The following is a 25,622-nucleotide window of genomic DNA, read 5'->3' on the forward strand; positions in this document are numbered from 1 at the left end:
GCAATCATGGCCAAGGGTAAGTTCGAGCGCACCAAGCCCCACGTGAACGTGGGCACGATCGGTCACGTGGACCACGGCAAGACGACGCTGACGGCGGCGCTGACGAAGATCGGCGCGGAACGTTTCGGCGGCGAGTTCCATGCCTATGACGCGATCGACAAGGCGCCGGAAGAGAAGGCGCGCGGCATCACGATCTCGACCTCGCACGTCGAGTACGAGAGCCCGACCCGCCACTACGCGCACGTCGACTGCCCGGGCCACGCCGACTACGTCAAGAACATGATCACCGGTGCGGCGCAGATGGACGGCGCGATCCTGGTGTGCTCGGCCGCTGACGGCCCGATGCCGCAGACGCGCGAGCACATCCTGCTGGCGCGCCAGGTCGGTGTGCCGTACATCGTGGTGTTCCTGAACAAGGCCGACATGGTCGACGACGCCGAGCTGCTTGAGTTGGTCGAGATGGAAGTGCGCGAGCTGCTGTCGAAGTACGACTTCCCGGGCGACGACACCCCGATCATCCACGGTTCGGCGCTGAAGGCGCTGGAAGGCGACCAGTCGGACATCGGCGTGCCGGCGATCATCAAGCTGGTCGAGGCGCTGGACACCTGGATTCCGGAGCCGGAGCGTGACATCGACAAGACGTTCCTGATGCCGGTCGAGGACGTGTTCTCGATCTCGGGTCGCGGCACGGTGGTGACCGGTCGCATCGAGCGCGGCATCGTGAAGGTGGGCGAGGAAATCGAGATCGTGGGCATCCGCCCGACGGTCAAGACGACCGTCACCGGCGTCGAGATGTTCCGCAAGCTGCTGGACCAGGGCCAGGCGGGCGACAACGCCGGCCTGCTGCTGCGCGGCACCAAGCGTGACGACGTGGAGCGCGGCCAGGTGCTGTGCAAGCCGGGTTCGATCAAGCCGCACACGGACTTCGAGGCCGAGGTGTACGTGCTGTCGAAGGACGAGGGCGGCCGCCACACGCCGTTCTTCAAGGGCTACCGTCCGCAGTTCTACTTCCGCACCACCGACATCACCGGCGCCTGCGAGCTGCCGGAGGGCGTCGAGATGGTGATGCCGGGCGACAACGTGAAGATGGTGGTGGCGCTGATCAACCCGATCGCGATGGACGAGGGTCTGCGCTTCGCGATCCGCGAGGGTGGCCGTACGGTCGGCGCGGGCGTGGTCGCCAAGATCATCAAGTAAGTACTCATATCCCGGCGGCCGTTGGCCGCCGCGATATGTGCTGGCGTTGATCCGGACCGGTGGTCCGGATGACGCCAGCGACCATCGGCTCACGCCGACGGCCTGTGGGGACGACGGGGCGAGTCGGGGACGGCTCGCCGTTGGCGTCTAAGAGGTGCCAAGTTTTTGTACACGCCAGTAGCTCAATTGGCAGAGCAGCGGTCTCCAAAACCGCAGGTTGGGGGTTCGAGTCCCTCCTGGCGTGCCATGCCACAACGAGGGCGATAGCGACTTGAACAGCAGGGTCCAACACACCCGGAGCCAGACTTCGGCGGCCGACATTGCCAAGTACGTGGCTGCATCCCTGCTGCTGCTTGGCGGGCTGGTCGCGTTCTACTGGTTCGACGGCCAGTGGCCGACGCCGCTGCGCGTGCTGGCCGTGGTTGCTGGCGTTGCCGCCGCGCTGGTGGTCTTCCTGACCAGCGCCAAGGGCGTCCAGATGCGCGGATTCCTTTCCGAGGCACGTTTCGAGCTGCGCAAGGTGGTCTGGCCGACGCGCCAGGAAGCGATGCGCATGAGCTGGGTCGTGATGCTGGTCGTTGTGATCATCAGCCTGCTGCTGGCCGGCTTCGACCTGGTCATCCAGTGGGTCATCCGCCTGCTGCTCGGCAACTGATGGAGATGTCTGAGTCGATGGAAAGCGAGATCATCAAGCGCTGGTACGTGGTTCATGCCTATTCCGGCTTCGAGAAGTCGGTGGCCCAGGCGCTGCGTGACCGCATCGTGCGCATGGAGATGGACGAGAAGTTCGGCGACGTCATGGTGCCGACCGAGGAAATCATCGAAATGCGCTCCGGCCAGAAGCGCCGCTCCGAGCGCAAGTTCTTCCCGGGCTATGTCCTTGTGCAGATCGCCACCCATGACGAGGGCGGGATTCCCCGCATCGACAGCGAAAGCTGGCACCTGGTGAAGGAAACCCCCAAGGTCATGGGCTTCATCGGCGGTACCGCCGCCCAGCCGCTGCCGATCCGCGACGAGGAGGCCGATGCCATTCTTGCCCGCGTCCAGGAAGGCGTGGAGAAGCCGCGTCCGAAGGTCCTGTTCGAGGCTGGCCAGATGGTCCGCGTCATTGACGGCCCCTTCAACGATTTCAACGGCGTGGTCGAGGAAGTCAACTACGAGAAGAGCCGCCTGCGCGTGGCCGTGCTCATCTTCGGCCGCTCGACCCCGGTTGAGCTGGAATTCGGGCAGGTCGAGAAAGCCTGATCCCGGCCGCTTGGCCGGGAGTACCGGAGCTGCTATAGTTGGCGGCTTCCTGCCCGGAAATCGGGCAAATCGCAATGGCCGCCGCCCTGGCGGCCTTTGCGCGTGACAACGCGATACCGGGACGCGTGATTCCCGGCCCGATGGGGAGCCTGACAGGCGTTCGCACCCGGAGAGGACAATGGCTAAGAAAGTCGTCGGTTACATCAAATTGCAGGTCAAGGCCGGCCAGGCGAATCCGTCGCCGCCGGTGGGTCCTGCCCTCGGCCAGCGCGGCCTGAACATCATGGAGTTCTGCAAGGCGTTCAACGCCGCGACGCAGAAGCTCGAGCCGGGTCTTCCGACCCCGGTCATCATCACCGCGTACTCGGACCGCACCTTCACCTTCATCACCAAGTCGACTCCGGCCGCGGTGCTGCTGAAGAAGGCTGCCAGCGTCCAGACCGGCTCCAAGCGTCCGAACACCGAAAAGGTGGGCAAGGTCACCCGTGCCCAGCTCGAGGAAATCGCGAAGATGAAGGAAGCCGACCTGACGGCGGCCGACCTCGAAGCAGCAGTTCGCACCATCGAGGGCTCCGCCCGTTCGATGGGCCTGACGGTGGAGGGCTGAGACCATGGCACAGACCAAGCGACAGAAGAGCATCGTGGCCGCGACCGTCCCGGGCAAGGCCTACGCCATTGACGACGCGCTGACCATCGTCAAGGACAACAGCAAGGCCAAGTTCGTCGAAGCCGTCGACGTGGCTGTGCGCCTGGGCGTCGATGCCCGCAAGTCGGACCAGCAGGTCCGCGGCTCGACCGTGCTGCCCCAGGGCACCGGCAAGTCGGTTCGGGTGGCGGTGTTCGCCCCGGCCGGCGCCAAGGCTGAAGAAGCCCTGGCCGCTGGCGCCGACATCGTCGGCATGGACGACCTGGCCGAGAAGATGCAGGGCGGCGACCTGAGCTACGACGTGGTGATCGCCACCCCGGACGCCATGCGCGTTGTCGGCAAGCTCGGCACGCTGCTCGGCCCGCGCGGCCTGATGCCCAACCCGAAGGTCGGCACCGTGTCGGCCAACCCGGGCGAGGCGGTCAAGAACGCCAAGGGCGGCCAGGTGCGCTATCGCACCGACAAGGCCGGCATCATCCACTGCACCATCGGCAAGGCCGACTTCGAGTCCGCCCGCCTGAAGGAAAACCTCGAGGCGCTGCTGATCGACCTGGTGAAGGCCAAGCCGGCCACCGCCAAGGGCCAGTACCTGCAGAAGATCTCGGTCAGCTCGACCATGGGCCCCGGCGTTGCCGTGGACCAGTCGACCCTGACGTTGAAGTAATCCAGGTTTTGAGGGCGTCGCCGAAGGCATGAAGCCGGAGGCGGGGCCGTCAAAGACCGCAGGCGCGGCCTGTGTGGCAACGACGACGGGCAGGGATGCTCGAACTGGCATGGATTCGCCGTCGTTGCTTCCATGGGGCGCTTAATCCTCGAACCGCGCAAGCGGCGACGGGCCTGCGCAGATGGTTGCCGACCCTCCAGAAGATCATTGCTCCATCGATCCAAACGGAAAACGGCCACCACCGGGATGCCGCTTGCGGCGTCCCCGGCACCAAGGGACTGGTGCTGCCAAAGGACCAGCCCGGCGTGGATACGCCAGGCTGGATTGCGAAGTACGGAGGAAGTGCAATGGCTCTCAATCTGAACCAGAAGAAGGAAGTCGTTGCCGAACTGGCCGAGGTCGCCGCTACGGCGCACTCGCTGGTTGCCGCGGAGTACGTGGGCCTGACCGTCGAGCAGTTGACCAGCATGCGCAAGAAGGCGCGCGCCGAAGGCGTGTACCTGAAAGTCGCGAAGAACACGCTGGTCTCGCGTGCAGTGGAGAACACCGATTACGCCATCGTCCAGGACGAGCTGACCGGTCCCCTGCTGTACGCCTTCTCGAAGGAAGACCCCGGCGCCGCCGGACGCCTGATCAAGGAGTTCGCCAAGGCGAACGACAAGTTGAAGCCGCGCCTCGTGGCGATCGGTGGGCAGAAGTACCCGGGCACCCATGTGGATGTCCTGGCTTCGCTCCCGACGCGTGACGAAGCGCTGTCGATGCTGCTCAGCGTCATGGTCCAGCCCGCCACCATGCTGGTGCGCGTGCTGGCCGAGCCGGCCTCGCAGGTTGCCCGCGTTACCAACGCGGTCGGCCAGCAGAAGGCGGCTTGAGGCAACAGTTCGGTCGACAACCGACCACAGACGTTTTCCAACATTAGATAACCAGAGGTATCGAGATGTCCCTTTCCAACGAAGAGATCATCGAAGCGATCAGCAGCAAGACCCTCATCGAGGTGATGGAGCTGGTCAAGGCGATGGAAGAGAAGTTCGGCGTGTCCGCCGCCGCCCCGGTCGCCATGGCTGCCGGTCCGGCCGCCGCTGCCGCCCCGGTCGAAGAGCAGACCGAGTTCGACGTGATCCTGAAGTCGCCCGGCGACAAGAAGGTCGAGGTCATCAAGGTGGTCCGCGCGATCACCGGCCTGGGCCTGAAGGAAGCCAAGGACCTGACCGAAGCCGGTGGCACGGTCAAGGAAGGCGCTTCGAAGGAAGAAGCCGAGAAGGTCAAGAAGGACCTGGAAGCGGCCGGCGCCACGGTCGAAGTCAAGTAAGCGTTGTCGCGTCGCCAGCGTGATCGGCGACCACCGGGGCTGGGGGCGTAAGCCCCCGGCCTTCGGCCGTTGAAGCGGCCGGATAGAACCGACACCGAGTCGGCAGTTGGAAGTGGCGGGAGAAGGCGTGCTGGTGCCGGCAATACCAGCGACTTCCAACTGGCGGTTCATTGTTCCCCCTGGGTCGCGCAGCGCGCGGCCCGCAGATGCCAAAGGCGGTAGCCCACCATGACGACGTCATATTCGTTCACCGAGAAGAAGCGCATCCGCAAGGACTTCGGCAAGCGCCGTTCGATCCTCGAAGTGCCGTTCCTGCTTGCCATCCAGGTCGACTCGTACCGCGAGTTCCTGCAGGCCGACAAGGACCCGGCGCGCCGCGAGGACCGTGGCCTGCATGCCGCCCTCAAGTCCGTGTTCCCCATCACCAGCTACAACGGCTACGCAGCGCTGGAGTACGTCGGCTACAAGCTCGGCGACCCGGTGTTCGACGAGCGCGAGTGCCGCAACCGCGGCCTGAGCTACGGCGCCCCGCTGCGCGTGACCGTGCGCCTGGTGATCTACGACCGCGAGTCGTCGTCGAAGACCATCAAGTACGTGAAGGAGCAGGAGGTCTACATGGGCGAGATCCCGCTCATGACCGGCAACGGCACCTTCATCGTCAACGGCACCGAGCGCGTCATCGTGTCCCAGCTGCACCGCTCGCCGGGCGTGTTCTTCGACCACGACCGCGGCAAGAGCCACAGCTCGGGCAAGCTGCTGTACAGCGCCCGCATCATCCCCTACCGCGGCTCCTGGCTCGACTTCGAGTTCGACCCCAAGGACGCCCTGTTCACCCGCATCGACCGCCGCCGCAAGCTGCCGGTCAGCGTGCTGCTGCGCGCGCTGGGCTACAACAACGAAGAAATGCTCAACGAGTTCTTCGAGATCAACCACTTCCACATCGACCCCGAGGAAGGCGTGCAGCTGGCGCTGGTGCCCGAGCGCCTGCGCGGCGAGACCCTCGACTTCGACCTCGCCGACGGCGATCGCGTGATCGTGGAGGCGGGCAAGCGCATCACCGCGCGCCACGTCAAGCAGCTGGTCGATTCGGGCATCGAGGCCCTGGCCGTTCCGGACATCTACCTGGTGGGCCGCATCCTGTCGCACGACGTCATCGACGCCGCCACCGGCGAACTGGTGGCCGCGGCCAATGACGAGATCACCGAGGAGATGCTCGAGGCGCTGCGCAAGGCCGGCGTCGAGGCGGTCGGCACCATCTGGGTCAACGACCTGGACCGCGGCGCATATCTCTCCAACACCCTGCGCATCGACCCGACCAAGACCCAGCTCGAGGCCCTGGTCGAGATCTACCGCATGATGCGTCCCGGCGAGCCGCCGACCAAGGACGCCGCGCAGAACCTGTTCCACAACCTGTTCTTCACCTTCGAGCGCTACGACCTCTCGGCCGTGGGCCGGATGAAGTTCAACCGCCGCATCGGCCGCAAGGAGACCACCGGCGCGCCGGTGCTGTACGACGCGCGCTACTTTGCCGAGCGCAAGGATGATGACTCCGCGCGCCTGCGCGAAGCCAACGGCGACAGCTCCGACATCCTCGACGTGCTGAAGGTGCTGACCGAGATCCGCAACGGCCGCGGCGTGGTCGACGACATCGACCACCTCGGCAACCGTCGCGTGCGCTCGGTCGGTGAAATGGCCGAGAACGTGTTCCGCGTGGGCCTGGTCCGCGTCGAGCGCGCGGTGCGCGAGCGCCTGACCATGGCCGAGACCGATGGCCTGACCCCGCAGGAGCTCATCAACGCCAAGCCGGTCGCGGCGGCGGTGAAGGAGTTCTTCGGTTCGTCGCAGCTGTCGCAGTTCATGGACCAGAACAACCCGCTGTCCGAGGTCACCCACAAGCGCCGCGTGTCGGCACTTGGGCCGGGCGGCCTGACCCGCGAACGCGCCGGCTTCGAGGTGCGCGACGTGCACCCGACCCACTACGGCCGCGTCTGCACCATCGAGACCCCTGAAGGCCCCAACATCGGCCTGATCAACTCGCTGGCCGTGTTCGCGCGCACCAACCACTACGGCTTCCTCGAGACGCCCTACCGCAAGGTCGTGGACGGCAAGGTCACCGACGAGGTCGAGTTCCTCTCGGCGATCGAGGAGAACGAGTACGTCATCGCCCAGGTGAACGCGCCGCAGGATGCGAAGGGCAAGCTCGACGCGCCCTTCATCGCCTGCCGTTTCCAGGGTGAGAACCTGCTCAAGCCGCCGAGCGAGATCCATTACATGGACGTCTCGCCGATGCAGACCGTGTCGGTCGCGGCGGCGCTGGTCCCGTTCCTCGAGCACGACGATGCCAACCGCGCGCTGATGGGCGCGAACATGCAGCGCCAGGCCGTGCCGACGCTGAAGAGCGAAAAGCCGCTGGTGGGCACCGGCATCGAGCGCGCCGTGGCGCGCGACTCGGGCGTGACGGTGAACGCGGGCCGCGGCGGCGTGGTCGAGCAGATCGACGCCGGCCGCATCGTGGTCAAGATCAACGAGGACGAGATTTCCGGCGAGACCGATGCCGGCGTCGACATCTACAACCTGATCAAGTACACGCGCTCCAACCAGAACACCTGCATCAACCAGACCCCGCTGGTCAGCGTGGGCGACGTGGTGGCGCGCGGCGACGTGCTGGCCGACGGTCCCTCGACCGACATCGGCGAGCTGGCCCTGGGCCAGAACATGCTGGTCGCGTTCATGCCGTGGAACGGCTACAACTTCGAGGACTCGATCCTCCTGTCCGAGCGCGTGGTCAAGGAAGACCGCTACACCACCATCCACATCGAAGAGCTGACCGCGGTCGCCCGCGACACCAAGCTCGGTCCGGAGGAGATCTCCGCCGACATCCCCAACGTCTCCGAGCAGGCGCTGAACCGCCTCGACGAGTCGGGCGTGGTGTACATCGGTGCCGAGGTGCGGGCCGGCGACATCCTCGTCGGCAAGGTCACGCCGAAGGGCGAGAGCCAGCTGACTCCGGAAGAGAAGCTGCTGCGCGCGATCTTCGGCGAGAAGGCGTCCGACGTTAAGGACAGCTCGCTGCGCGTGCCGCCGGGCATGGACGGCACCGTCATCGACGTGCAGGTCTTCACCCGCGACGGCATCGAGAAGGACAAGCGCGCCAAGCAGATCGAAGAGTCCGAGATCAAGCGCGTCAAGAAGGACTTCGACGACCAGTTCCGCATCCTCGAGGGCGCGATCTACAGCCGCCTGCGCGAGCAGCTGCTGGGCAAGGTCGCCAACGGTGGCCCGGGCGTCAAGAAGGGCGACACCGTGTCTTCGCTGGTGCTTGACGGCATCAAGAAGTCCGACTGGCTGCAGCTGCGCATGAAGGACGACGACGCCGCCGACGCGATCGAGCGCGCGCAGAAGCAGCTCCAGGTCCACGAGGCGGAGTTCGAACGCCGCTTCCAGGACAAGCGCGGCAAGATCACCCAGGGCGACGACCTTGCCCCGGGCGTGCTGAAGATGGTCAAGGTGTACCTGGCGGTGAAGCGCCGCATCCAGCCGGGCGACAAGATGGCCGGCCGCCATGGCAACAAGGGCGTGGTCTCGACCATCGTTCCCGTGCAGGACATGCCGCACATGGCCAACGGCGAGACCGTGGACATCGTGCTCAACCCGCTGGGCGTGCCGAGCCGCATGAACATCGGCCAGATCCTCGAGGTCCACCTGGGCTGGGCGGCAAAGGGCCTGGGCCAGAAGATCGACCGCATGCTGCAGGCGCAGGCCAAGATCGCCGACCTGCGCAAGTTCCTCGACCAGATCTACAACCACGACGACAAGCTGCATGGGCAGCGGGTCGACCTCAAGCAGTTCTCCGACGAGGAGCTGCTGGTGCTGGCGAAGAACCTGACCGGCGGCGTGCCGATGGCCACCCCGGTGTTCGACGGCGCGGCGGAGGCCGAGATCAAGCACATGCTCGAACTCGCCGACCTGCCGATCAGCGGCCAGGCGCAGCTGTACGACGGCCGCACCGGCGACGCCTTCGAACGCAAGGTGACCGTGGGCTACATGCACATGCTGAAGCTCAACCACCTGGTCGACGACAAGATGCACGCGCGTTCGACCGGCCCGTACTCGCTCGTCACCCAGCAGCCGCTGGGCGGCAAGGCGCAGTTCGGCGGCCAGCGCTTCGGTGAGATGGAAGTCTGGGCGCTGGAAGCCTACGGCGCGGCCTACACCCTGCAGGAAATGCTGACGGTGAAGTCCGACGACGTGCAGGGCCGCAACCAGATGTACAAGAACATCGTCGACGGCGAACACGAGATGGTCGCGGGCATGCCCGAGTCCTTCAACGTGCTGGTCAAGGAAATCCGTTCGCTCGCGATCAACATGGAGCTGGAAGAGAACTGAGGACGCAGCCCGGGGTAGGGCGCGCGCCACGCGCCCGCCACCGGTAAGCACCGCAGCCACGTCCTCGATTCCCGTTCCCGGAGAAACTCATGAAAGACCTTCTGAACCTGTTCAACCAGCAGCGCCCGGCGCTGGACTTCGACGCGATCAAGATCGCGCTCGCCTCCCCGGACCTGATCCGCTCGTGGTCCTTCGGCGAAGTGAAGAAGCCCGAGACCATCAACTACCGCACCTTCAAGCCCGAGCGCGACGGCCTGTTCTGCGCCGCCATCTTCGGGCCGGTCAAGGACTACGAGTGCCTGTGCGGCAAGTACAAGCGCATGAAGCACCGCGGCGTGGTCTGCGAGAAGTGCGGCACCGAGGTCACGCTGGCCAAGGTGCGCCGCGAGCGCATGGGCCACATCGACCTGGCCAGCCCGACCGCGCACATCTGGTTCCTCAAGTCGCTGCCCTCGCGCATCGGCCTGATGCTGGACATGACCCTGCGCGACATCGAGCGCATCCTGTACTTCGAGGCCTTCGTGGTCACCGAGCCGGGCCTGACGCCGATGGAGCGTGGCCAGCTGCTCAACGAAGAGCAGTACATGCAGATGCGCCAGGAGCACCAGGACGACTTCGACGCCGCCATGGGCGCCGAGGCCGTGTTCGACCTGCTGCGCACGATCGACCTGCAGGCGGAGCTGGTGCGCCTGAAGGAAGACATCGCCGCCACCGGTTCGGAGACCAAGCTCAAGCGCCTCACCAAGCGCATCAAGCTGGTCGAGGCCTTCCTCGAGTCGGGCAACCGCCCCGAGTGGATGGTCATGACCGTGCTGCCGGTGCTGCCGCCGGACCTGCGCCCGCTCGTTCCCCTGGACGGTGGCCGCTTCGCGACCTCCGACCTCAACGACCTGTACCGCCGCGTCATCAACCGCAACAACCGCCTGCGCCGCCTGCTTGAACTCAATGCGCCGGACATCATCGTGCGCAACGAAAAGCGCATGCTGCAGGAGTCGGTTGACGCGCTGATGGACAACGGCCGTCGTGGCCGTGCGATCACCGGAACCAACAAGCGCCCGCTCAAGTCGCTCGCCGACATGATCAAGGGCAAGCAGGGCCGGTTCCGCCAGAACCTGCTCGGCAAGCGCGTCGACTACTCGGGCCGTTCGGTCATCGTGGTCGGCCCGACCCTGCGCCTGCACGAGTGCGGCCTGCCGAAGAAGATGGCGCTGGAGCTGTTCAAGCCCTTCATCTTCGCCAAGCTGCAGCGCCGTGGCCTTGCCACGACGATCAAGGCGGCCAAGAAGCTGGTCGAGCGCGAAGAGGCCGAGGTGTGGGACATCCTCGAAGAGGTGATCCGCGAGCACCCGGTGCTGCTCAACCGCGCGCCGACCCTGCATCGCCTCGGCATCCAGGCGTTCGAGCCGGTGCTGATCGAGGGCAAGGCCATCCAGCTGCACCCGCTGGTCTGCACCGCGTTCAACGCCGACTTCGACGGTGACCAGATGGCCGTCCACGTGCCGCTCTCGCTGGAAGCCCAGCTGGAAGCGCGCGCGCTGATGATGTCGTCGAACAACATCCTCTCGCCCGCCAACGGCGAGCCGATCATCGTGCCGTCGCAGGACGTGGTGCTGGGCCTGTACTACATGACCCGCGCGCTCGAGAACACCCAGGGCGAGGGCATGGCGTTCGCCAACGTCGCCGAGGTCAAGCGCGCCTATGACAACAAGGCCGCCGGCCTGCACGCCAAGGTCAAGGTGCGCATCACCGAGACGGTGATCGACGAGGAGGGCAACCGCGAAAAGAAGACCTCGATCGTGGACACCACGGTCGGGCGCGCCCTGCTGGCCGAGATCCTGCCCGACGGCCTGCCGTACGCGCTGGCCAACACCGAGCTGACCAAGAAGAACATCAGCCGCCTGATCAACTCCTGCTATCGCATGCTGGGCCTGAAGGACACGGTCGTGTTCGCCGACAAGCTGATGTACACCGGCTTCGCGTACGCCACGCGCGCCGGCGTCTCGATCGGCATCGACGACATGATCATCCCCGACGAGAAGAAGGGCATCCTGGCCGAGGCCGAGACCGAGGTGCTGGAGATCCAGCAGCAGTACCAGTCGGGCCTGGTCACCGCCGGCGAGCGCTACAACAAGGTGGTCGACATCTGGTCGCGCACCAATGAACGCGTCGCCCAGGCGATGATGAAGACCATCGGCACCGAGATCGTGACGAATGCGAAGGGCGAGAAGGTCGAGCAGAAGTCGATGAACTCGGTCTTCATCATGGCCGACTCCGGCGCGCGTGGCTCGCAGGCGCAGATCCGCCAGTTGGCCGGCATGCGCGGCCTGATGGCCAAGCCCGACGGCTCGATCATCGAGACCCCGATCACCTCGAACTTCCGCGAGGGCCTGAACGTCCAGCAGTACTTCATCTCGACCCACGGTGCCCGCAAGGGCCTGGCGGATACCGCGCTGAAGACCGCGAACTCCGGCTACCTGACCCGTCGCCTGGTCGACGTGGCCCAGGACGTGGTGATCACCGAAACCGACTGCGGCACCCTCGACAGCCTGACCATGACCCCGATCGTGGAAGGCGGCGACGTGGTCGAACCGCTGAAGGATCGCGTGCTGGGCCGCATCGTGGCCGAGGACGTGTTCCTGCCCGGCGACGACGACGAGCCGATCGTGACCCGCAACACCCTGCTCGACGAAGCCTGGGTGCAGAAGCTCGAGGAAGCCGGCGTGCAGACCATCCAGGTCCGCTCGACGATCACCTGCGAGTCGTCCTTCGGCGTTTGTGCGTACTGCTATGGCCGCGACCTGGGCCGTGGGCACCTGGTGAACCTCGGCGAGGCCGTGGGCGTGGTTGCCGCGCAGTCGATCGGCGAGCCCGGTACCCAGCTGACGATGCGCACGTTCCACATCGGTGGCGCGGCATCGCGTGCGGCGGCGATCGACAACGTGACCGTCAAGACCACCGGCTCGGTGAAGTTCAACAACGTCAAGTCGATTTCGCACTCCGCCGGCCACCTGGTGGGCGTGTCGCGCTCGGGCGAGATCTCCGTGCTCGACCAGCACGGTCGCGAGCGCGAGCGCTACAAGCTCCCCTACGGCGCGACCATCAACGCGAAGGACGGCATGGCGGTGAAGACCGGCCAGACCATCGCGACCTGGGATCCGCATAACCATCCGATCGTGTCGGAAGTGAAGGGCGTGATGCGCTTCGTCGACTTCATCGACGGCATCACCGTGATCGAGAAGACCGACGACCTGACCGGCCTGGCCTCGCGCGAGATCACCGATCCCAAGCGTCGCGGTTCGCAGGGCAAGGACCTCCGTCCGACCATCCGCATCGTCGACTCCAAGACCGGTGAAGGCCTCAACATCCCGGGCACGGACCTGCCGGCGCAGTACATGCTGCCGCCGCGCTCGATCGTCAACATGCAGGACGGCGCCGAAGTCGGCGTCGGCGACGTGGTCGCCAAGATCCCGCAGGAAGCGTCGAAGACCCGCGACATCACCGGTGGTCTTCCGCGCGTGGCCGACCTGTTCGAGGCGCGCAAGCCCAAGGACCCGGCGATCCTCGCCGAGAAGTCGGGCGTGGTCAGCTTCGGCAAGGACACCAAGGGCAAGCAGCGCCTGATCATCAAGGCCGTGGATGGCGACGATCACGAAGAGCTGATCCCGAAGTACCGCCAGATCATCGTGTTCGAAGGCGAGCACGTCGAGAAGGGCGAGACCGTGGTGGACGGCGAGCCGAGTCCGCAGGACATCCTGCGCCTGAAGGGCGTCGAGGAACTTGCGTCGTACCTGACCAAGGAAATCCAGGACGTCTATCGCCTGCAGGGCGTGAAGATCAACGACAAGCACATCGAGGTGATCGTCCGCCAGATGCTGCGCAAGGTCGAGGTCACCGACGCCGGCGACAGCACCCGTTTCCTCAACGGCGAGCAGGCCGAGCGCCAGCGCGTCATCGAGGCCAACGAGAAGCACAACGCCAAGGGCGAGCTGCCGGTGCACTACGACCCGGTGCTGCTGGGCATCACCAAGGCCTCGCTTGCGACCGAGTCGTTCATCTCCGCCGCGTCCTTCCAGGAAACCACCCGCGTGCTGACCGAGGCCGCCGTCCGCGGCACCCGTGACAGCCTGCGGGGCCTGAAGGAGAACGTCATCGTCGGCCGCCTGATTCCTGCGGGCACGGGCATGGCGTACCATGCACAGCGCCGCAAGAACGCCTCGGGGCTGACCGAGTCCGAGATGGAGACCCTGTCCGGGGTCGTCGCGGCCGACGAGGTCGCGGTCCAGGAAGCACCTGTCGAAGACGCCGCCGCCGCAGGCGAGGGCGCGGAAGACTGATACACCGTTAGTGACGGCCCTCCAGGGGGCCGTCCCAGATCCCGAAATGAGGTGCCATGGAGGCGCTTCGTGTTCGGCCCAGGAAGGGCGGGAAAGAAGACTGCGGCCCTGGCCGCGCCCCGGTGACGGGGTGCCGCCTGCCGCGTCCTTGCATGCGTTGACGCTGGTCGTCGGCGCAGGCTATACTTTTCCGTCTCGGCAGGCCGGGTTGAATCCGCCTGCCTTCGTTTTTCGCGTACGGAACCTGGGCCGTGCGGCCGGCGGATCCCTTCGGGGAGCGCTACCAGAGCCGGGCCCAGGCCCGCCACACACCACCGCGGGCCGCGTGCCCGGAGCAGAAGACCCGACACTGATGGCAACGATCAACCAGCTTGTGCGCAAGCCGCGCAGCCCGGAAACCTACCAGAGCAACTCGCCTGCGCTGCAGAACTGCCCGCAGCGTCGCGGCGTGTGCACGCGCGTGTACACGACCACCCCGAAGAAGCCGAACTCGGCCCTGCGCAAGGTCGCCAAGGTGCGCCTGACCAATGGCTACGAGGTCATCTCCTACATCGGTGGCGAAGGCCACAACCTGCAGGAGCACTCGGTGGTGCTGATCCGCGGCGGCCGCGTCAAGGACCTGCCCGGCGTGCGCTACCACACCGTCCGCGGCTCGCTCGACGCCGCCGGCGTTGCCAAGCGCAGGCAGGCCCGTTCCAAGTACGGCGCCAAGCGTCCGAAGGCTTGAGTGTCCCGGGCGATCCGCCCGGGTGGGTTTTCGCGAGGCGGGTAATGTCCCGCCATCCGGAACAAACGGCGGGCCAGTGCCCGCCCTACAGAGAATCGAACAATGTCGCGTAAAGGAAATACCCCGCAGCGCTCGGTGCTGCCCGATCCGAAGCACGGTAGCGAGACCATCGCCCGCTTCATCAACATGGTGATGTACAGCGGCAAGAAGTCGGTTGCCGAGAAGATCGTGTACGGCGCCATGGACGTGATCGGCGAGAAGAATCCCAACCCGCTCGAGGTCGTCGAGAAGGCGCTCGGCAACATTTCGCCGACGGTCGAGGTGAAGTCGCGTCGCGTCGGTGGTGCCACCTACCAGGTGCCGGTCGAGGTGCGCGCTTCGCGTCGCATGGCGCTGGCGATGCGCTGGCTGATCGACTCCGCCCGCAAGCGCGGCGAGAACACCATGCCGCGCAAGCTGGCCGCCGAGCTGATCGACGCCTCCGAGAGCCGCGGTGGCGCGGTCAAGAAGCGCGAAGAAACCCATCGCATGGCCGAAGCCAACAAGGCCTTCGCGCACTACCGCTGGTAATCGCGCGCGGCCGGGACGCTTCGCGTTCCGGCCAAGAGATCGTGTAACCGGGTGCCGCCGCAGGGCGGCATTCGGCCTTTCGAACCAATTCGCACGTCCGCAATCTTGTGGACCAAATACAGAGAGATCGCCGTGGCCCGCACCACTCCCATCGACCGCTATCGCAACTTCGGCATCATGGCCCACATCGATGCCGGCAAGACCACCACGTCCGAGCGCATCCTGTTCTACACCGGCGTCAGCCACAAGCTGGGTGAAGTGCATGACGGTGCCGCCACCATGGACTGGATGGAGCAGGAGCAGGAGCGCGGCATCACGATCCAGTCGGCGGCCACCACCGCGTTCTGGTCGGGCATGGACAAGTCCCTGCCGCAGCACCGCTTCAACATCATCGATACCCCCGGGCACGTCGACTTCACGATCGAAGTCGAGCGCAGCCTGCGCGTGCTCGACGGCGCCGTGTTCGTCCTGTGCGCGGTCGGCGGCGTGCAGCCGCAGTCGGAAACCGTGTGGCGCCAGGCGAACAAGTACCAGGTGCCGCGGATGGCGTTCGTCAACAAGATGGACCGCACCGGTGCCAACTTCGACAAGGTCGTCGGCCAGCTGAAGTCGCGCCTGGGCGCGAGCGCGGTGCCGATGCAGGTGCCGATCGGCGCCGAGGACGGCTTCGAGGGCGTGATCGACCTGCTGAAGATGAAGGCGATCCGCTGGGATACCGCCTCGCAGGGCATGGTGTTCGAAGTCAGCGACATCCCCGCCGAGCTGGCCGACAAGGCCGCCGAGGCGCGCGCCTTCATGGTCGAGTCCGCGGCCGAGGCCAATGAAGAGCTGATGGACAAGTACCTGGAGGGCGGCGAGCTCTCCATCGAAGAGATCGTGGCCGGCCTGCGCGAGCGCGTCATCAAGGTCGAGATCGTGCCGGTGTACTGCGGTACCGCGTTCAAGAACAAGGGCGTCCAGGCGATGCTCGACGGCGTGATCCAGCTGCTGCCGTCGCCGGTCGACCGTCCGCCGGTGCAGGGCCTGAACGAGAGTGAGGAGATCGAGACCCGCGCCGCCGACGACAAGGCCCCCTTCTCGGCGCTGGCGTTCAAGATCATCACCGATCCGTTCGTCGGCTCGCTCACCTTCTTCCGCGTGTACTCGGGCGTGCTCAACGCCGGCGACCAGGTCTACAACCCGATCAAGTCGCGCAAGGAGCGCATCGGCCGGCTGCTGCAGATGCATTCGAACGATCGCGCCGAAATCAAGGAAGTCCGTGCCGGTGACATCGCCGCGGCCGTGGGCATGAAGGACGTCGCGACCGGTGACACCCTTTGCGCGCAGGACGCGATCATCACCCTGGAGCGCATGGTGTTCCCGGAGCCGGTGATCTCGATGGCGGTGGAGCCCAAGACCAAGTCCGACCAGGAAAAGATGGGCATCGCGCTCGGTCGCCTCGCGCAGGAAGATCCTTCCTTCCGCGTGCGCACCGACGAGGAGTCCGGCCAGACCATCATCGCCGGCATGGGCGAGCTGCACCTGGACATCATCGTCGACCGCATGAAGCGCGAGTTCAACGTCGAGGCGAACGTCGGCAAGCCGCAGGTCGCCTACCGCGAGACCATCCGCAAGACGGTCAAGTCGGAAGGCAAGTTCGTGCGCCAGTCGGGCGGCAAGGGCCAGTTCGGCCACGTGTGGCTGGAGATCTCGCCGCAGGAACCGGGCGCGGGCTATGAATTCGACAACGCGATCGTCGGCGGCGTGGTGCCGAAGGACTACATCCCGGCCGTCGACAAGGGCATCCAGGAAGCGATGGCCAACGGCATCCTCGCCGGCTATCCGATCGTCGACATCAAGGTGAAGCTGTACGACGGCTCCTACCACGAGGTCGACTCCTCGGAAATGGCGTTCAAGATCGCCGGGTCCATGGGCTTCAAGGAAGGCTTCAATCGCGCCTCGCCGGTCCTGCTCGAGCCGATCATGAAGGTCGAGATCGTCAGCCCCGAGGACTACCTGGGTGACGTGATGGGCGACGTCAGTCGTCGTCGCGGCATCCTCCAGGGCCAGGACGACAGCCCGTCGGGCAAGATCATCAACGCGATGATCCCGCTGGGCGAAATGTTCGGCTATGCCACCACCCTGCGTTCGATGTCGCAGGGCCGCGCGACCTTCACCATGGAGTTCGACCATTACGCGGACGCGCCGGCGAACATCGCCGACGAAGTGGTGAAGAAGAAGTAAGCGGCGCCGGAAACGGCAACCAAGTCAACCAACTTTCGAAGAGACTGCAATCATGGCCAAGGGTAAGTTCGAGCGCACCAAGCCCCACGTGAACGTGGGCACGATCGGTCACGTGGACCACGGCAAGACGACGCTGACGGCGGCGCTGACGAAGATCGGCGCGGAACGTTTCGGCGGCGAGTTCCATGCCTATGACGCGATCGACAAGGCGCCGGAAGAGAAGGCGCGCGGCATCACGATCTCGACCTCGCACGTCGAGTACGAGAGCCCGACCCGCCACTACGCGCACGTCGACTGCCCGGGCCACGCCGACTACGTCAAGAACATGATCACCGGTGCGGCGCAGATGGACGGCGCGATCCTGGTGTGCTCGGCCGCTGACGGCCCGATGCCGCAGACGCGCGAGCACATCCTGCTGGCGCGCCAGGTCGGTGTGCCGTACATCGTGGTGTTCCTGAACAAGGCCGACATGGTCGACGACGCCGAGCTGCTTGAGTTGGTCGAGATGGAAGTGCGCGAGCTGCTGTCGAAGTACGACTTCCCGGGCGACGACACCCCGATCATCCACGGTTCGGCGCTGAAGGCGCTGGAAGGCGACCAGTCGGACATCGGCGTGCCGGCGATCATCAAGCTGGTCGAGGCGCTGGACACCTGGATTCCGGAGCCGGAGCGTGACATCGACAAGACGTTCCTGATGCCGGTCGAGGACGTGTTCTCGATCTCGGGTCGCGGCACGGTGGTGACCGGTCGCATCGAGCGCGGCATCGTGAAGGTGGGCGAGGAAATCGAGATCGTGGGCATCCGCCCGACGGTCAAGACGACCGTCACCGGCGTCGAGATGTTCCGCAAGCTGCTGGACCAGGGCCAGGCGGGCGACAACGCCGGCCTGCTGCTGCGCGGCACCAAGCGTGACGACGTGGAGCGCGGCCAGGTGCTGTGCAAGCCGGGTTCGATCAAGCCGCACACGGACTTCGAGGCCGAGGTGTACGTGCTGTCGAAGGACGAGGGCGGCCGCCACACGCCGTTCTTCAAGGGCTACCGTCCGCAGTTCTACTTCCGCACCACCGACATCACCGGCGCCTGCGAGCTGCCGGAGGGCGTCGAGATGGTGATGCCGGGCGACAACGTGAAGATGGTGGTGGCGCTGATCAACCCGATCGCGATGGACGAGGGTCTGCGCTTCGCGATCCGCGAGGGTGGCCGTACGGTCGGCGCGGGCGTGGTCGCCAAGATCATCAAGTAAGTACTCATATCCCGGCGGCCGTTGGCCGCCGCGATATGTGCTGGCGTTGATCCGGACCGGTGGTCCGGATAACGCCAGCGGCCATCGGCTCACGCCGACGGCTTTTTTGGCTCCAGGGTGTTGCGCTGAGCCGCTGGAGCCGGCTATACTTGCTGACTACTTCGGCGGAACCCCTCGGGGATTCGCCGGAACCGCGAAATGAGGCGCAGGACGCACCTCGTTTTCGCCAGACAGGGAACACGTCGCGCGGCAGTACCCCGGTCCCTCCCGAAGTTCTTCGGGACATAGCGGACCAGGGGAATTGTCACGTTCGCTTCTCCGTCTGGGCGGGCCGGGTAACCGGCCTGCCTCGTTTTTTGCAGGGAAGGTTGCCGGGGCGCGGGTCGTCAGCCCTGGTTATCAATGAATCCATTGGGGTTCCGCGCACCCAGCCGCGGGCCCGTCGCTCTTTTAACGAAGGAATTCCGTCATGGCGGACCAAAAGATCCGGATCCGGCTGAAGGCGTTCGATCATCGACTGATCGACCGTTCGGCCAGCGAGATCGTCGAAACGGCCAAGCGGACCGGCGCCCAGGTGCGCGGCCCGATTCCGTTGCCGACCAAGATCGAGCGTTACACCATCCTGACGTCGCCGCACGTCGACAAGGATGCGCGTGACCAGTACGAAACCCGCACGCACAAGCGCGTGCTTGACATCGTCGACCCCAACGACAAGACCGTGGACGCGCTGATGAAGCTCGAGCTCGCGGCTGGCGTCGACGTCCAGATCAAGCTGACCTGAGGCCACTGACATGACTGCGAAGAAATATTCGCTGGGTATCGTCGGTCGCAAGGCCGGCATGAGCCGGGTGTTCACCGAAGGCGGCCAGTCCGTTCCGGTGACCCTGATCGAAGCCACTCCCAACCGCATCACGCAGGTGAAGACCAGCGCAACCGACGGCTACAGCGCCGTGCAGGTCGCGGTCGGCAGCAAGCGCGCCGTGCTGGTGAACAAGCCCGAGACGGGGCACCTGGCCAAGGCCAAGGTGGAAGCGGGTCGTGGCCTCTGGGAATTCCGCGTTGCCGACGACCAGGTCGGTGGCTTCGAGGTTGGCGGCGAAGTGAAGGCCGACATCTTCGAGGTCGGCCAGATGGTCGACGTCCAGGGCGTGACCAAGGGCAAGGGCTTCCAGGGCACGATCAAGCGCTGGAACTTCGCCATGGGCGACGCGACGCACGGCAACTCGCTGTCGCACCGTTCGCCGGGCTCGATCGGCCAGCGCCAGACGCCGGGCCGCGTGTTCCCGGGCAAGAAGATGTCCGGCCACATGGGTGCGGTGCAGCAGAGCACGCAGAACCTCGAAGTGGTCCGGGTCGACGCCGAGCGCGGCCTGATCGCCGTGAAGGGCGCGGTTCCCGGCGCACCGGGCGGAGACGTGATCGTGCGTCCCGCGAGCAAGGGTTAAGGAGAGATGACGATGGAACTCTCTATCAGGGATAGCAGCAGCAAGGTGTCGGTTTCCGACGTGGTGTTCGGTCGCGAATTCAACCGTGACCTGGTCCACCAGGTCGTGGTCGCGTACCGCAATGCCGGTCGTGCCGGTACCAAGGCGCAGAAGACGCGCTCGGAAGTGAGCGGCACCACCAAGAAGTCGAAGAAGCAGAAGGGCGGCGGCGCGCGTCATGGCGCACTGACGGCTCCGATCTTCGTCGGCGGTGGCGTCACCTTCGCGGCCAAGCCGCGCAGCTTCGAGCAGAAGGTCAACCGCAAGATGTACCGCGCGGCGATGTCGGCGATCCTGTCCGAGCTCAACCGCCAGGGTCGCCTGCACGTCGTCGAGTCCTTCGACGTCACCGAGACCAAGACCAGCGCGTTCGCCGAGAAGCTGAAGGGCTTCGACCTCGGCAAGCGCCCGCTGATCGTCACCGAGGAGGCCTCGGACAGCCTGTACCTGTCGGCGCGCAACCTGCCGTACGTGCAGATCCGCGACGTCCAGGGCCTGGATCCGGTTTCGCTGGTCGGCGCCGACAGCGTGCTGGTGACCGCGGACGCAATCAAGAAGATCGAGGAGTGGCTGGCATGAACGACGCCAAGCTCTATGCGCTGATCCGTGCGCCGCGCGTGTCCGAGAAGACCGCGCGCCTGCAGGAAGCGTCCAACCAGTACGCGTTCGAAGTCGCCGTCGATGCCACCAAGGCCGACATCAAGATCGCGGTCGAGAAGCTGTTCGACGTCAAGGTCGAATCGGTCAACGTGCTGAACGTGAAAGGCAAGCAGAAAGCCTTCCGCAATCGCAACGGCCGTCGCGCCGACTGGCGCAAGGCGTACGTGAAGCTCGCCGACGGCCAGTCGATCGACGTCATGAACGCCAAGGCCTGAGGAAGCCCCCATGCCATTGATGAAATTCAAGCCAACTTCCGCCGGTCGCCGTTCGGCGGTCCGCGTGGTCGCCCCCGAGCTGCACAAGGGTGAGCCCTATGCGCCGCTGCTCGAGAAGCAGAGCCGCTCGGGTGGCCGCAACCACCATGGTCGCATCACCACGCGCCACATCGGTGGTGGCCACAAGCAGCACTACCGCATCATCGACTTCAAGCGCGACAAGGAAGGTATTCCGGCGCGCGTCGAGCGGATCGAGTACGACCCGAATCGCACCGCGCACATCGCGCTGCTGTGCTACGTCGACGGCGAGCGCCGCTACATCATCGCTCCCAAGGGCCTGAAGGCCGGCGACCAGGTGATCGCGGGCAACGACGCCCCGATCCGCGCCGGCAACACCCTGCCGCTGCGCAACATCCCGGTCGGTTCCACGGTGCATTGCATCGAGATGAAGCCGGGCAAGGGTGCGCAGATCGCCCGTGCCGCCGGCGCCGGCGTGCAGCTGGTCGCGCGCGAAGGCGTGTACGCCACGCTCCGCCTGCGTTCGGGCGAGATGCGTCGCGTGCCGTCCGAGTGCCGCGCCACCATCGGTGAAGTCGGCAACGTCGAGCACAACCTGCAGAAGCTGGGCAAGGCCGGTGCGAAGCGCTGGCTCGGCATCAAGCCGACCGTCCGCGGCGCGGCCATGAACCCGGTCGACCATCCGCACGGCGGTGGCGAGGCCAAGGCCGGCCAGGGCAACCCGCATCCGGTCACCCCGTGGGGCGTCCCGACGAAGGGCTACAAGACCCGCCATAACAAGCGGACGCAGCAGTTCATCGTGCGCGACCGCAGGAGCTGATAGACCATGGCACGTTCACTCAAGAAGGGCCCGTTCGTCGACCACCACCTCGTCAAGAAGGTGGAAGCCGCGGGTAACACCAAGCGTCCGATCAAGACCTGGTCGCGCCGGTCGATGGTGCTGCCGGAGATGGTCGGTTACACCATCGCCGTGCACAACGGCCGCAACCACGTCCCGGTGCTCGTCAACGAGAACATGGTCGGCCACAAGCTTGGCGAGTTCGCCCTGACCAGGACCTTCAAGGGTCATGGCGGCGACAAGAAGTCGCGTTAAGGAGATGACAATGGAAGCGAAGGCAATCCTGCGCACCGTGCGCATCTCCCCGCAGAAGGCACGCCTGGTCGCAGACCAGGTCCGCGGCCTCTCGGCCTCGCGTGCCCTCGACCTGCTGAAGTTCAGCGACAAGAAGGCCGCGCACCTGATCTACAAGGTCGTGTACTCGGCCACGTCGAACGCCGAGAACAACCTCGGTGCCGACGTCGACGAGCTCAGGGTCAAGACGATCATGGTCGACGAAGGCCCGACGTTGAAGCGCTTCATGGCGCGCGCCAAGGGGCGCGGCACGCGCATCCTCAAGCGCACCAGCCACATCACCGTCGTTGTCGGCGAGGGGAAGTAAGCATATGGGTCACAAAGTTCATCCGACCGGCTTCCGCCTTGGCATCGCCAAGGACTGGAACTCCAAGTGGTATGCCGGCAAGAAGGATTACGCCGAGTACCTGATCTCGGACCTGAAGGTCCGCGAGATGCTTCGCAAGAAGCTGGCGGCCGCCGGTATCAGCCGCATCCTGATCGAAAGGCCCTCGAAGTCGGCCCGCGTCACGATCCACACCGCCCGTCCGGGCGTGGTGATCGGCAAGCGCGGCGAAGACATCGAGAAGCTGCGCAAGGAAGTCAGTGCGATGATGGGCGTCCCGGCGCACATCAACGTCACCGAGGTCCGCAAGCCGGAGCTCGACGCGCAGCTGGTCGCCGAGTCGATCGCGCAGCAGCTGGAGCGCCGCATCATGTTCCGCCGCGCGATGAAGCGCGCCGTCGGCAACGCGATGCGCCTGGGCGCCCTGGGCATCAAGGTCAACGTCGGTGGCCGCCTGAACGGCGCCGAGATCGCGCGTTCGGAGTGGTACCGCGAAGGTCGCGTGCCGCTGCACACGCTGCGCGCCGACGTCGACTACGGCTTTGCCGAGGCGAAGACCACCTACGGCATCATTGGAATCAAGACCTGGATCTACAAGGGCGAGATCTTCGACTTCGCCCAGGTCGGCCAGGAAAAGCAGGACGATTCGCCGCGTGGCGAGCGTGGCGACCGCGGTGACCGCGATCGTCCGCGTGGCCCGCGCCGTGATCGCGAGGCGAGGGACTAAGTCATGCTGCAACCCAAGCGAACCAAATACCGCAAGATGCACAAGGGCCGCAACGACGGCCTGGCCTGGAGCGGCAATGCCGTCAGCTTCGGCGAGTTCGGCCTGAAGGCCACTCAGACCGGCCAGCTGACCGCACGCCAGATCGAGTCGGCGCGTCGCGCCATCAGTCGCCACGTGAAGCGCGGCGGCAAGATGTGGATCCGCGTGTTCCCGGACAAGCCGATCTCCAAGAAGCCGATCGAAGTGCGCATGGGCTCGGGCAAGGGCAGCGTGGAGTTCTGGGTTGCCCAGATCCAGCCCGGCCGCATGATCTATGAGATCGAGGGCGTTGACGAGGCGACCGCACGCGAGGCATTCCGCCTGGCGGCCGCCAAGCTCTCGGTCACCACTACTTTCGTGACCCGGACGGTGCGCTGATGGAAATCAAGGAACTCCGCCAAAAGTCGACGGATGAGCTGAAGGCCCATCTGCTCGAGCTGCAGAAGGAGTCGTTCTCGCTCCGCATGCAGAAGGCAACCGGCCAGCTTTCCAAGACCCACGACGCCCGTCGGGTGCGCCGCGAGATCGCTCGCGTCAACACCCTCCTTGGCGCCAAGCAGTAAGGACCGGGCAGACATGACCGAAAATACCGAAAAGAAGCTGCGCACGGTCGAAGGCCGCGTTGTCAGCAACAAGATGGACAAGACCGTGACGGTGCTCATCGAGCGCCAGGTCAAGCACGCGCTGTACGGCAAGTACATCCGTCGCTCGACCAAGCTGCACGCCCACGACGCCGAGAACTCCTGCAACGAGGGCGATACCGTCCGCGTGGTGGAAATCGCGCCGATGTCCAAGACCAAGAACTGGCGCGTCGTCGAGATCGTCGCGCGCTCGGCTGAATAAGGAGGCTCCGAAATGATCCAGATGCAGAGCCACCTGGCCGTGGCCGACAACTCCGGTGCCAAGGAAGTGATGTGCATCAAGGTGCTGGGCGGCTCGAAGCGCCGCTACGCCGGCATCGGCGACATCATCAAGGTGTCGGTCAAGACCGCCATCCCCCGCGGCAAGGTCAAGAAGGGCGAGGTCTACGACGCGGTCGTGGTGCGCACCCGCAAGGGCGTTCGTCGCCCCGACGGTTCGCTGATCCGCTTCGACGGCAACGCCGCCGTGCTGCTCAACAACAAGCAGGAGCCGATCGGCACCCGCATCTTCGGGCCCGTTACCCGCGAGCTGCGCTCCGAGAAGTTCATGAAGATCGTCTCGCTCGCACCCGAAGTGCTCTGAGCCGGACGAAGAGGAAACCGACATGAACCGCATCAAGAAGGGTGACCGCGTCGTCGTCACCGCCGGCAAGGACAAGGGCAAGCAGGGCGAAGTCGTCCGCGTGCTCGGCGAGAAGGTCGTTGTCGCCAACGTCAACATGATCAAGCGCCACACCAAACCGAATCCCCAGGCCAACCAGCCGGGCGGCGTGATCGAGCGTGAAGCTCCGATCGACGCTTCGAACGTGATGCACTTCAACCCTGCCTCCGGCAAGGGCGAGCGCATTGGTACCAAAATCCTCGAGGATGGACGCCGCGTCCGCGTGTTCCGCTCGAGTGGTGAGGCGATTGACGCCTGAGGAATGCTGAAATGACCACCCGTCTGGAAAAGTTCTACAAGGAAGAAGTGGTGCCGAAGCTCACCGAGCAGTTCGGCTACACCAATCCGATGCAGGTCCCGCGCCTGTCCAAGATCACGCTCAACATGGGCGTGGGCGAGGCCGCGGCCAACAAGAAGGTGCTTGAGCACGCAACCGCCGACATGGCCAAGATCACCGGCCAGAAGGCGCTTGTCACCAAGTCGCGCGTTTCGGTGGCTTCGTTCAAGATCCGCGACGGCTGGCCGATCGGCTGCAAGGTCACGCTGCGCCGCGCGAAGATGTACGAGTTCTTCGATCGCCTGGTGAACGTTGCCCTGCCGCGCGTCCGCGACTTCCGCGGCGTGTCGGGCCGTTCGTTCGACGGCCGTGGCAACTACAACATGGGCGTGAAAGAGCAGATCATCTTCCCGGAGGTCGACTTCGACCAGGTTGACGCGCTGCGTGGCATGGATATCGCCATCACCACGACCGCCAAGACCAACGAGGAAGCCCGCGCCCTGCTGGAAGCGTTCCGCTTCCCGTTTCGCAACTGACCGGACAGAGAGACAATGGCCAAGACTTCAATGATCAATCGCGAAGTGAAGCGCGCGAAGCTGGCGAAGAAGTTCGCCGCCAAGCGCGACGAGCTGAAGAAAATCGTCAGCAGCGAGTCCGCGAGCTACGAAGAGAGGATGGATGCCGCGGTCAAGCTGCAGAAGCTGCCCCGCGACTCCTCGCCTTCGCGCCAGACCACCCGCTGCGCCCTGACCGGCCGTCCGCGCGCCGTGTACAAGAAGTTCGGCCTCGGCCGCAACATGCTGCGCAAGGCGACGATGAACGGCGACGTCCCCGGCCTGCGCAAGGCCAGCTGGTAACAGGTTCCAGGCCGGCCGCAAGGCCGGTCAAAACGAATTCGC

28 protein-coding genes and 1 tRNA gene are annotated in these 25,622 nt (G+C 65.4%); all 29 read left to right on the forward strand.

Annotation, left to right across the window (positions count from 1 at the left end; genetic code table 11):
- The first annotated feature begins 6 nt into the window (after positions 1-6).
- The 29 genes from tuf (WCD84_RS11570) (at position 7) to rpsN (ending at position 25,580) form a co-directional block, all read left to right on the forward strand.
- A complete protein-coding gene (gene tuf, locus WCD84_RS11570; RefSeq protein ID WP_343281467.1) occupies positions 7-1,197 on the forward strand; it encodes an elongation factor Tu in 1,191 nt (396 codons plus the stop codon).
- A gap of 171 nt (positions 1,198-1,368) precedes the next feature.
- Positions 1,369-1,444 (forward strand) — tRNA-Trp (locus tag WCD84_RS11575).
- A gap of 24 nt (positions 1,445-1,468) precedes the next feature.
- The gene (gene secE, locus WCD84_RS11580; protein WP_343279935.1) at positions 1,469-1,852 is read left to right on the forward strand and encodes a preprotein translocase subunit SecE; all 384 of its coding nucleotides are present in this window, start codon (positions 1,469-1,471) and stop codon (positions 1,850-1,852) included.
- A 32-nt stretch (positions 1,853-1,884) separates the two neighbouring features.
- Positions 1,885-2,442, forward strand: a complete 558-nt coding sequence (nusG, locus tag WCD84_RS11585) for a transcription termination/antitermination protein NusG (RefSeq protein ID WP_449280113.1) — start codon at positions 1,885-1,887, stop codon at positions 2,440-2,442.
- A 178-nt stretch (positions 2,443-2,620) separates the two neighbouring features.
- Positions 2,621-3,049 (forward strand): 50S ribosomal protein L11, encoded by a 429-nt coding sequence (gene rplK, locus WCD84_RS11590; RefSeq protein WP_343255893.1) that lies wholly within the window; start codon positions 2,621-2,623, stop codon positions 3,047-3,049.
- A 4-nt stretch (positions 3,050-3,053) separates the two neighbouring features.
- Positions 3,054-3,752, forward strand: a complete 699-nt coding sequence (gene rplA / locus WCD84_RS11595; RefSeq protein WP_343255892.1) for a 50S ribosomal protein L1 — start codon at positions 3,054-3,056, stop codon at positions 3,750-3,752.
- A 347-nt stretch (positions 3,753-4,099) separates the two neighbouring features.
- Positions 4,100-4,624, forward strand: a complete 525-nt coding sequence (rplJ, locus tag WCD84_RS11600) for a 50S ribosomal protein L10 (protein ID WP_343255891.1) — start codon at positions 4,100-4,102, stop codon at positions 4,622-4,624.
- Between the two features lie 65 nt (positions 4,625-4,689).
- Positions 4,690-5,061: a 50S ribosomal protein L7/L12 gene (rplL, locus tag WCD84_RS11605; protein ID WP_343255890.1), complete on the forward strand. Its 372-nt coding sequence runs from the start codon at positions 4,690-4,692 to the stop codon at positions 5,059-5,061.
- A 228-nt stretch (positions 5,062-5,289) separates the two neighbouring features.
- Positions 5,290-9,447 (forward strand): DNA-directed RNA polymerase subunit beta, encoded by a 4,158-nt coding sequence (gene rpoB, locus WCD84_RS11610; protein ID WP_343255889.1) that lies wholly within the window; start codon positions 5,290-5,292, stop codon positions 9,445-9,447.
- A gap of 89 nt (positions 9,448-9,536) precedes the next feature.
- A complete protein-coding gene (gene rpoC / locus WCD84_RS11615) occupies positions 9,537-13,781 on the forward strand; it encodes a DNA-directed RNA polymerase subunit beta' (RefSeq protein WP_343281466.1) in 4,245 nt (1,414 codons plus the stop codon).
- Between the two features lie 352 nt (positions 13,782-14,133).
- Positions 14,134-14,508 (forward strand): 30S ribosomal protein S12, encoded by a 375-nt coding sequence (rpsL, locus tag WCD84_RS11620; RefSeq protein ID WP_343255887.1) that lies wholly within the window; start codon positions 14,134-14,136, stop codon positions 14,506-14,508.
- A gap of 102 nt (positions 14,509-14,610) precedes the next feature.
- Positions 14,611-15,078, forward strand: a complete 468-nt coding sequence (rpsG, locus tag WCD84_RS11625) for a 30S ribosomal protein S7 (protein ID WP_343255886.1) — start codon at positions 14,611-14,613, stop codon at positions 15,076-15,078.
- Positions 15,079-15,210: 132 nt separating this feature from the next.
- Positions 15,211-17,301, forward strand: coding sequence for an elongation factor G (fusA, locus tag WCD84_RS11630; protein WP_343255885.1), 2,091 nt, complete (start codon positions 15,211-15,213; stop codon positions 17,299-17,301).
- 52 nt (positions 17,302-17,353) lie between these two features.
- Complete coding sequence (gene tuf / locus WCD84_RS11635; RefSeq protein WP_343281467.1) at positions 17,354-18,544, forward strand: elongation factor Tu; 1,191 nt, start codon at positions 17,354-17,356, stop codon at positions 18,542-18,544.
- A 469-nt stretch (positions 18,545-19,013) separates the two neighbouring features.
- The gene (gene rpsJ / locus WCD84_RS11640; RefSeq protein WP_024891232.1) at positions 19,014-19,325 is read left to right on the forward strand and encodes a 30S ribosomal protein S10; all 312 of its coding nucleotides are present in this window, start codon (positions 19,014-19,016) and stop codon (positions 19,323-19,325) included.
- A gap of 10 nt (positions 19,326-19,335) precedes the next feature.
- Positions 19,336-19,989, forward strand: coding sequence for a 50S ribosomal protein L3 (gene rplC / locus WCD84_RS11645; RefSeq protein WP_343279942.1), 654 nt, complete (start codon positions 19,336-19,338; stop codon positions 19,987-19,989).
- Between the two features lie 12 nt (positions 19,990-20,001).
- On the forward strand, positions 20,002-20,607 hold the full coding sequence (rplD, locus tag WCD84_RS11650; protein WP_343255882.1) for a 50S ribosomal protein L4: 606 nt from the start codon (positions 20,002-20,004) through the stop codon (positions 20,605-20,607).
- A complete protein-coding gene (rplW, locus tag WCD84_RS11655; protein ID WP_343255881.1) occupies positions 20,604-20,903 on the forward strand; it encodes a 50S ribosomal protein L23 in 300 nt (99 codons plus the stop codon). The genes rplD and rplW overlap by 4 nt, the downstream gene beginning before the upstream one ends.
- Positions 20,904-20,913: 10 nt before the next feature.
- Positions 20,914-21,741: a 50S ribosomal protein L2 gene (gene rplB / locus WCD84_RS11660; RefSeq protein WP_343255880.1), complete on the forward strand. Its 828-nt coding sequence runs from the start codon at positions 20,914-20,916 to the stop codon at positions 21,739-21,741.
- A gap of 6 nt (positions 21,742-21,747) precedes the next feature.
- Complete coding sequence (gene rpsS / locus WCD84_RS11665) at positions 21,748-22,014, forward strand: 30S ribosomal protein S19 (RefSeq protein WP_343255879.1); 267 nt, start codon at positions 21,748-21,750, stop codon at positions 22,012-22,014.
- Between the two features lie 10 nt (positions 22,015-22,024).
- Entirely contained in the window at positions 22,025-22,360 is a 336-nt protein-coding gene (rplV, locus tag WCD84_RS11670; protein ID WP_343255878.1) for a 50S ribosomal protein L22, read from the forward strand.
- Positions 22,361-22,364: 4 nt separating this feature from the next.
- Positions 22,365-23,105, forward strand: coding sequence for a 30S ribosomal protein S3 (rpsC, locus tag WCD84_RS11675; RefSeq protein WP_343255877.1), 741 nt, complete (start codon positions 22,365-22,367; stop codon positions 23,103-23,105).
- Between the two features lie 3 nt (positions 23,106-23,108).
- A complete protein-coding gene (gene rplP / locus WCD84_RS11680; protein ID WP_343255876.1) occupies positions 23,109-23,522 on the forward strand; it encodes a 50S ribosomal protein L16 in 414 nt (137 codons plus the stop codon).
- Complete coding sequence (gene rpmC / locus WCD84_RS11685) at positions 23,522-23,707, forward strand: 50S ribosomal protein L29 (protein WP_343255875.1); 186 nt, start codon at positions 23,522-23,524, stop codon at positions 23,705-23,707. Before rplP ends, rpmC begins: the two co-directional genes overlap by 1 nt.
- A 13-nt stretch (positions 23,708-23,720) precedes the next feature.
- Positions 23,721-23,987, forward strand: a complete 267-nt coding sequence (gene rpsQ, locus WCD84_RS11690; RefSeq protein WP_343255874.1) for a 30S ribosomal protein S17 — start codon at positions 23,721-23,723, stop codon at positions 23,985-23,987.
- Positions 23,988-23,999: 12 nt separating this feature from the next.
- Positions 24,000-24,368 (forward strand): 50S ribosomal protein L14, encoded by a 369-nt coding sequence (gene rplN / locus WCD84_RS11695; protein WP_343255873.1) that lies wholly within the window; start codon positions 24,000-24,002, stop codon positions 24,366-24,368.
- A 22-nt stretch (positions 24,369-24,390) separates the two neighbouring features.
- Positions 24,391-24,705: a 50S ribosomal protein L24 gene (gene rplX / locus WCD84_RS11700; protein ID WP_343255872.1), complete on the forward strand. Its 315-nt coding sequence runs from the start codon at positions 24,391-24,393 to the stop codon at positions 24,703-24,705.
- Positions 24,706-24,716: 11 nt separating this feature from the next.
- Positions 24,717-25,259, forward strand: coding sequence for a 50S ribosomal protein L5 (gene rplE / locus WCD84_RS11705; RefSeq protein WP_343255871.1), 543 nt, complete (start codon positions 24,717-24,719; stop codon positions 25,257-25,259).
- Positions 25,260-25,274: 15 nt separating this feature from the next.
- The gene (gene rpsN, locus WCD84_RS11710; RefSeq protein WP_343255870.1) at positions 25,275-25,580 is read left to right on the forward strand and encodes a 30S ribosomal protein S14; all 306 of its coding nucleotides are present in this window, start codon (positions 25,275-25,277) and stop codon (positions 25,578-25,580) included.
- Positions 25,581-25,622: the final 42 nt, after the last annotated feature.

This window comes from Luteimonas changyuni (genome assembly GCF_039548395.1).
Taxonomy (GTDB): domain Bacteria; phylum Pseudomonadota; class Gammaproteobacteria; order Xanthomonadales; family Xanthomonadaceae; genus Luteimonas.